Genomic DNA, 6395 nt, shown 5'->3' with positions numbered 1-6395 from the left:
CGCGATCAGCACCGGCAGGTTCGGCCTGCCGATGGCGCTGGCCCTGCTGCTGGGCCCGCTGACCCACCACGAGCGGACGGTCGAGCTCTACCGCGCGGCCGCCGAGGAGGCGGGGCACGACGCCCGCGCGCTTCCGATCAGCATCAACGTCCACGGCTACGTGGGGCGCACCAGCCGGCAGGCGAGGGACGCGATGTACCCGTACTTCGCGAAGGGCATGATGGAGAACAACCACCAGCGGGGCCGGGGACTCCTGCTCCCCCGGGCCGCGTTCGACGCGCAGGCGGCGCCCGGCGCCGGGCTGCTGGTCGGCAGCCCGCAGGAGGTCGTCGACAAGCTGCTCGCCTACCACGAGCTGTACGGCCTGAACCGGGCCGTCATCCAGATGGGCTTCGGCGGGATGCCGCAGAAGGAGCACCTCGAAGCGATCGAGCGGCTCGGCGCGGAGGTGGCACCCGTCGTGCGCCGCGAGGTCGCCGCCCGCGAGAGGAAGGCCGCCGGCCCCTCGGGCCGGCCGGAGCGCGGTGGGAAGGGTGAGGCCGCATGACCGCCCTGCTCGGCACGGGCCCGGACGCGCACGCCGCGCACGCCGCGGGCGCCGCGCACGCCGCGGGCGCGGCGCTGCGAGTCGTGGTCGTCAACGGCAGCCCGAACGAGCGGTCGAAGACCATGGGCCTCGTCGCCGCCGTCCTCGACACGCTGAAGGGGATGCTCCCCATCGAGACGTCCCAGGTCGACGTGTACCGCCTGGGGCCGGGCTTCACCGGGGCGATCGAGCGCGACGACGTCACGCCGGAGGTGGAGGCCGCGCTCGGGCTCGCCGAACGGGCCGACCTCCTGATCGCGGCGGCGCCGGTGTACCGGGGCTCCTATCCCGGCATGTTCAAGCACTTCTTCGATCTCGTCGACCAGTACGCGCTCGCCAACAAGCCGGTCCTGCTGGCGGCGACCGGTGGAGGCGACCACCACGCGCTCGTCCTGGAGCACGCCATGCGGCCGCTCTTCGCCTTCTTCCAGGCGCTGACCGTACCGGTGGCGGTCTTCGCGTCCTCGGGGGACTTCGACGGCGTCACGCTGCTCAACCCCCGCGTGTACGGCCGGATAGAGACGGGCCTCGCCGACGTGGCGGACCTTCTCCGATCGCGGGCGACCGGCGCGCGAACGCCACCGGACGCCTGATCCGCGACGAGAGCGGTGAGCGATGGGATCCGGGGCGTCGCTCACCGTCTCCGCCGCCGGCGCCATCGCGGCCCCGGCGCCGGGTCAGCCCCGGTCGCGGGTCAGCCCCGGTCGCGGCCGGTCATCCGGTCGAGCATCCGGTCGGCGACGCCGACCACCGGGCCGGTCGCCTTCAGAAGGCCCGGCTTGGGAGGGGTGTTGGAGTGCGGGCGCGTCGGCGCGAACCTCTTGGCCGACTGGAGCCTGCCGCCGAGCTCGTTCGCCTGCTCGGCGGTGATGACCCCGCGCAGGCGCGGCCACACCCGCTCCTCCTCGAACGCGATGTGCTCGCGGGCACCGGCGATGAAGTCCGACAGCAGCCCCTCGAAGCGGTCCTGCAGCGGATGCGCGGCGATGAGGTCGTCGAGTTCCTGTTTGGCGGCCTGCTCCTGCGCGATCGCGTGGTCGGCGAGCGCGTCCCCCTCCGGGACGTGGTCGCGGACGGCGGGCCAGAAGTACTCCTCCTCGACCGCCTCGTGCATGGACTCCGCGGTGATGAGCTTCTGCACCAGGGTGCGGCGCCGCGCCAGCGCGGCCTCGGTCGCACCGGTCGCCGCGGTGGGCCCGGCCTCCAGGTCGTCCAGCATCCGCTTGACCTCGGTGTGGTCGCGGCCCAGCACCTCGAACACGTCAGGCATCGGTCCTCCTCTGCCGGCGGACGGCTCGCGCGCGGTCAGCCGTTGTCGCGGGCGTCGCGGATCATGTCGCGGACGCGGTCGACGACCGCGGCCATGGGGCCGGCCAGCATGTTCTTGGTCGCCGACTCCACGCCGGGGTGCGGGCGGGTCGGCGCGGTGGCCTGGGCCGCGCGGACGGCGGCGGCGAAGCCCCTGAGCTGGGTGGGGCTGAACTGGTCGCGGATCCGGTCGAACTCGTAGCGCTCCTCGGCGCGGGCGTGGGTGAGCACGTCCATGCGGAGCCTGTCGACGGACTTGAGGAACCGCGGGTCCTCGACGTCCATGCCGTCCAGCTCCGACAGCAGCTCCTTGGCCTCGCGCTCCTCGGCCAGCCGGTCGTCGACGATGCCGCCGCCGCCCGGCAGCCGGCGCGCGACCGGGTGGATGATCTCCTCCTCGGCGGTCTCGTGGATCGCGAGCAGCCGCACCAGTTGCCGGAAGGACTCCTTGCGCTCCTGCCCGTCGGAGTGCAGCACCTCGTCGAACAGGTCGCGGATCCGGGCGTGCTGGGCGCGCAGCAGGTCGATGACGTCCTCGGTGGCCTGCGCGTCGGTCGGTGTGGTCTGCATGGACTCGTCCCTCATGTGGATGTGCGTCTGGACGTGCGCCGCAGGTCGGAGGCCCGCGGTGAGCGACGCGGCGTCCGTACCCGGGGTCGGCGGGGTTAAGCGCGGCGGGGCCGGACCGCGCCGCCGGCCCGCTGGCAAAGATCGTGCAATCGGATCGCGGCGCGCGTGCAGAACGGCCCCGCCCGGGTAGGCGCCGAGAGCATCGTCCTGATCGGCTCTCACACGAAGGGTGGACCTCGGTGGCCTTCAACCCGCTCGAACACCGCGGTATCCCGCTGGAGGACCAGGTGCGCAACTGGGCGCAGCTGGACGTCGCCCCCATCGACCCCGACGAGTCCGATCCCTACACCAAGTGCCGCATCATCACGATGAACGGCATCGAGGTGGAGGCGATCATGTTCAGCCACCACTTCGCCCGCGTCTGCCCCGACCTGGACGTCAAGCAGCAGCTCGCCCGCGTCCGCTACATCGAGGCGCAGCAGCAGAAGGTCGTCAACTGGCTGCTGCCCGGCCAGGCGTCGATCCTGGAGACCACCATCAGCTACGAGCAGGTCGCGGTCGACCTGACCGGCTGGGTCGCCCGGATGGAGCCCGACCCCTACCTCAAGCAGGCGTACGAGTTCGGCCTGCTGGAGGACTTCGACCACCTGTACCGGTACGCCAACCTGTACGAGATCATCGAGCACCGCAAGGCCGAGAAGATCGTCGACCGGCTCACCGAGGTCATGCCGGGACGGCCGGGATACCTGCAGCACCGCGACCCGATGGACAACGTCCGCGAGCCCTACGACAGGGCCGCCGCCGCGCCGCTGTCCAAGCTGCACGCCCTGACGATCATGTCGGCCGAGCAGCAGACGATGAACTTCTACATGAACGTCGGCCCCATGTACATGGAGCCGATCGCCCGCCAGCTCTACCAGGAGATCGGGCTGGTGGAGGAGGAGCACGTCACCCACTACGAGTCGCTGGTCGACCCGGGCGAGTCCTGGTGGGAGCGGCTGGTCAACCACGAGTACAACGAGTGCTACCTGTACCACTCGTTCATGCAGACCGAGACCGACCCGCGCGTCAAGGGCATATGGGAGCTGCACCTGAACATGGAGCTGGAGCACCTGCGGATCGCCTGCGACCTGATGCGCCGCCACGACGGCCGCGACCCCGAGAGCGTCCTGGCGCCCGCGCTGCCCGAACCGGTCACCTTCGAACCCAACAAGCAGCTCGTCCGGCACCTGCTCGGGACGCAGATCGACTGCACCACTCTCGGCACCGGCTACGTCCAGGACATGCACGAGCGGTTCGAGCGGATGCAGGACAAGATCAACGCCGAGCGCCCGCCGCAGGAGCGCGTCATCGACGAGCACCGCGACAAGTTCGGCGACGAGTACCGCGTCGTCACCGACGGCCCGCACCCCGTCGAGCGCCTGCGCGACACGCCCCGGTCGTAACAGACGCCTCACCCGCTCCCGCAGCCCCCCATGTTTGGCGACCCGGTGGGGGGTAGCCGGGAGGGATGAGGCTCATGAGGCCGCCGGGGGTCTACGCTCCCCAAGGCGATACCTTCCTACTGGTCGAGGTTCTACGGAAGGCTCCGCTGTTGAAGGGGGCCCGCGTACTGGACGTGTGCACCGGGACCGGTGCGCTCGCGCTCGCCGCCGCCCGGGCAGGGGCGGGCCGGGTGACGGCGGTGGACGTGTCCACACGGGCCGTGCTGGCCGCCCGGGCCAACGCCCGGTTGAACCGGCTGCCGATCAGGGTGCTGCAGGGCGACCTGTTCGGACCGGTGGCCGGCCAGGCGTTCGACATGATCGTGACGAACCCGCCGTACGTGCCGAGCGGGGCCGCCGCGCCGGGACGCGCGGCCCGCTGGTGGAACGGGGGCCCGGACGGCCGGGCGCTGCTCGACCGGATCTGCGAGCGGGCGCCCCGCCAGCTCCGCCGCGGCGGCACGCTGCTGATAGTCCAGTCGGCCGTCTCCGGTGTCCAGGCGACGCTGGACGCGCTGCGGGCCCAGGGGATGACGGCGTCGGTCGCCGCACGGCGCACCCAGCCGTACGGCCCGGTGCTGCGGGCGCGGGCCGCCGAACTGGAGGCCGCGGGGCTCGCCCGGCCCGGCGGCCGCTCCGAGGAACTGGTGGTGGTCCGTGCCGACCGGAACTGACCGCCCCGCCCCCCGCCGGGTCCGGCTGGACCCGGACGGGCCCGTGCTGGTGGAGGGCCCCGTCGAGATCGAGCTGCCGGACGGCACGACCGTGTCGTCCGACCGGTTCATGGTCGCGCTGTGCGCGTGCCGGCGGAGCCGCCGCTACCCGTTCTGCGACACCAGCCACCGCCGCAAGCCCCGCCGCAAGCCCACCGCGTCGAGCTAGCCCGTCCGGCTCCGTCCGGCGGTTCGGGCCGGACGGAGCCGTTGAGGAGCGAAGGGAGCCGGTCTAGAAGGACCCGGCCGGGAGCGCTTGCAGGAGCGAGGTGCGGCCCGCCCGCCACGACGCCAGCAGATGCTCGCCGAACCGGCCCTCCAGGAACTCGGTGGCGCGGACGCCGAACACCACGTCCCCGGCGAGGCCGGGCTCCTCCGCCAGCAGGTCGCCGAGGACGTCGTGCCGGAGCACCTGCTCGTGCACGGCGTCGGCCTCGATGTGCTCGGTGTGGAAGCGCACGCAGCGCGGGCCCGCGCCGAGGCGCTCCAGCGCGGCGGCCATCCGGCGCGCGGCGGGCGCCGTGGTGATCTCGGCGGCGGCGAAGTGCCCGGCCATCGCACCGCGCAGCGAGCGGTGCAGGCCGAACAGCGACATCATGTTGACGATCGCGAGCATCCGCGCCGGGACCAGGTCCAGGTAGCGGCCGTAGGACGGGTCGAGGCCGAGGTCCTCCATGAGGTCGGCGAACAGCCGGGAGTGCATGTCCTCGCCGCGGCCGCCGCCGAACTCGTCGAACTCCACCGCGACCAGCGCGGCCTTGGCCCGGCCCCGCAGCCGGGGGATCAGCCAGGCGTGGGGGTCGGCCTCCTTGAGGTGGTAGGCGGAGCGGTGCACGGCGTGTTCGCGCACCTGCCACCGCTCCCCCTCGTCCCGCAGGTGGTGGGAGACGCCGTACGCGTCGGCCGGTTCGGCGAGCACCTCGGCGAGGACGCCCTCCACGTCGTCGCCGGGGCCGGTCTCCGCGCGGAGTGCCTCCAGGAAGCGGCGCTCCAGCTCGCCGCGGAGGGCGAGCAGCGCGGGCGCCCATTCCCAGCCGTCGTCGACCCCGCCGAAACCGCGGTAGTGCAACTCGTAGCAGACGTACAGGGCCAGGTGCAGGTCCTCGCCGAACGGGTCGGGGGCGTCCCGCCGGATCGCGGCGCGGGCGGCGTCCAGCATCGGTGCCGGGTCCGCGGGCTCCGGACGGGAGAGCGCGGCCAGCACCGCCCCCGACAGCGCGCCGCGCGCCGCGGGCAGCGGCGGCCGCGCGCCGGTCTCGGACGGGCTCGTCGCAACGGTCGTCATGACCCTCCTCGTGCTGTCCCGGCCGATCACCGGGCCGTCTCGGACGATGGGCCTGCGGTACCCGCTCCTATCCCGTCCATTCGGCCGTCGACGTCCGGTTCGTCACCGTTTGCGGAGGTGGGGTGCGGGGACGTCCGGCGGGCGAGCGCCTCGACCACCGCGCGCATGCCGCCGGCCGCCGCCCGGCGCTGGTGCTCCGCGCCCGTCCCCGCGCGCAGGACGCGGCCGAGCAGCGCACGCGTCCGGTCGAGGTCGCCGGTCTCCTCCAGGGCGGGCGCCACGTGGTCGAGGAGCGCGGCGGCCAGCCGTGCGGCCGGGACGCGCCGCTCCTCGACCGGATGGACGCCGTCGCCCGCCAGCCCGTAGCGGGGCGCCGCCCACACGGCGGGGGCCCCCAACATCTAGCGCGGCGCGCGGGTCGCGGTGCGTCCCGCCGCCCGCTCCGCCAG

The 6395-nt window shown here is 73.3% G+C and carries 9 protein-coding genes; 5 read left to right on the top strand and 4 right to left on the bottom strand.

Going from position 1 to position 6395, the window contains the following annotated elements; genetic code table 11:
- Positions 1-547: LLM class flavin-dependent oxidoreductase (locus ABZ914_RS43920; protein WP_500200668.1), on the top strand; the 547-nt coding region annotated here is incomplete at its 5' end.
- The gene (locus ABZ914_RS43915) at positions 544-1179 is read left to right on the top strand and encodes an NAD(P)H-dependent oxidoreductase (RefSeq protein WP_500200667.1); all 636 of its coding nucleotides are present in this window, start codon (positions 544-546) and stop codon (positions 1177-1179) included. The genes ABZ914_RS43920 and ABZ914_RS43915, both read left to right, overlap by 4 nt.
- A gap of 101 nt (positions 1180-1280) precedes the next feature.
- Here ABZ914_RS43915 and ABZ914_RS43910 read toward each other — a convergent pair whose 3' ends face one another.
- Entirely contained in the window at positions 1281-1856 is a 576-nt protein-coding gene (locus ABZ914_RS43910) for a hemerythrin domain-containing protein (protein WP_500200666.1), read from the bottom strand.
- A 35-nt stretch (positions 1857-1891) separates the two neighbouring features.
- On the bottom strand, positions 1892-2464 hold the full coding sequence (locus tag ABZ914_RS43905) for a hemerythrin domain-containing protein (RefSeq protein ID WP_500200665.1): 573 nt from the start codon (positions 2462-2464) through the stop codon (positions 1892-1894).
- Positions 2465-2703: 239 nt separating this feature from the next.
- On the opposite strand from ABZ914_RS43905, the gene ABZ914_RS43900 reads away from it, so the two are divergent.
- From ABZ914_RS43900 to ABZ914_RS43890, 3 genes are all read left to right on the top strand, one after another.
- On the top strand, positions 2704-3909 hold the full coding sequence (locus ABZ914_RS43900; protein ID WP_500200664.1) for a hypothetical protein: 1206 nt from the start codon (positions 2704-2706) through the stop codon (positions 3907-3909).
- Positions 3910-3974: 65 nt separating this feature from the next.
- Positions 3975-4622, top strand: a complete 648-nt coding sequence (locus ABZ914_RS43895) for a HemK2/MTQ2 family protein methyltransferase (RefSeq protein WP_190855360.1) — start codon at positions 3975-3977, stop codon at positions 4620-4622.
- Positions 4606-4830: a CDGSH iron-sulfur domain-containing protein gene (locus tag ABZ914_RS43890; RefSeq protein WP_387026515.1), complete on the top strand. Its 225-nt coding sequence runs from the start codon at positions 4606-4608 to the stop codon at positions 4828-4830. Before ABZ914_RS43895 ends, ABZ914_RS43890 begins: the two co-directional genes overlap by 17 nt.
- 63 nt (positions 4831-4893) lie before the next feature.
- Here the strand turns inward: ABZ914_RS43890 and ABZ914_RS43885 are convergent, their stop codons facing one another.
- Together ABZ914_RS43885 and ABZ914_RS43880 are read right to left on the bottom strand one after the other, a co-directional pair.
- Positions 4894-5946 (bottom strand): iron-containing redox enzyme family protein, encoded by a 1053-nt coding sequence (locus ABZ914_RS43885; protein WP_500200663.1) that lies wholly within the window; start codon positions 5944-5946, stop codon positions 4894-4896.
- Positions 5947-5972: 26 nt separating this feature from the next.
- Positions 5973-6329 carry a hypothetical protein gene (locus ABZ914_RS43880; protein WP_500200662.1) on the bottom strand — a complete coding sequence of 119 codons (357 nt, stop codon included), beginning with the start codon at positions 6327-6329 and terminating at the stop codon, positions 5973-5975.
- Positions 6330-6395 lie beyond the last annotated feature (66 nt).

It is taken from the genome of Spirillospora sp. NPDC046719 (genome assembly GCF_040645715.1).
In the GTDB taxonomy this organism is placed as follows: Bacteria; Actinomycetota; Actinomycetes; order Streptosporangiales; family Streptosporangiaceae; genus Spirillospora.
Note: the sequence above shows the minus strand (reverse complement) of the source record. Positions and strands in the feature narration are given on the sequence as shown.

What these genes read in the sequence shown, in the direction of transcription:
- ABZ914_RS43915 (WP_500200667.1), top strand. Translation starts at nt 544, where the DNA reads ATGACCGCCCTGCTCGGCACGGGCCCGGACGCGCACGCCGCGCACGCC.
- ABZ914_RS43910 (WP_500200666.1), bottom strand. Translation starts at nt 1,856, where the DNA reads ATGCCTGACGTGTTCGAGGTGCTGGGCCGCGACCACACCGAGGTCAAG.
- ABZ914_RS43885 (WP_500200663.1), bottom strand. Translation starts at nt 5,946, where the DNA reads ATGACGACCGTTGCGACGAGCCCGTCCGAGACCGGCGCGCGGCCGCCG.
- ABZ914_RS43905 (WP_500200665.1), bottom strand. Translation starts at nt 2,464, where the DNA reads ATGCAGACCACACCGACCGACGCGCAGGCCACCGAGGACGTCATCGAC.
- ABZ914_RS43895 (WP_190855360.1), top strand. Translation starts at nt 3,975, where the DNA reads ATGAGGCTCATGAGGCCGCCGGGGGTCTACGCTCCCCAAGGCGATACC.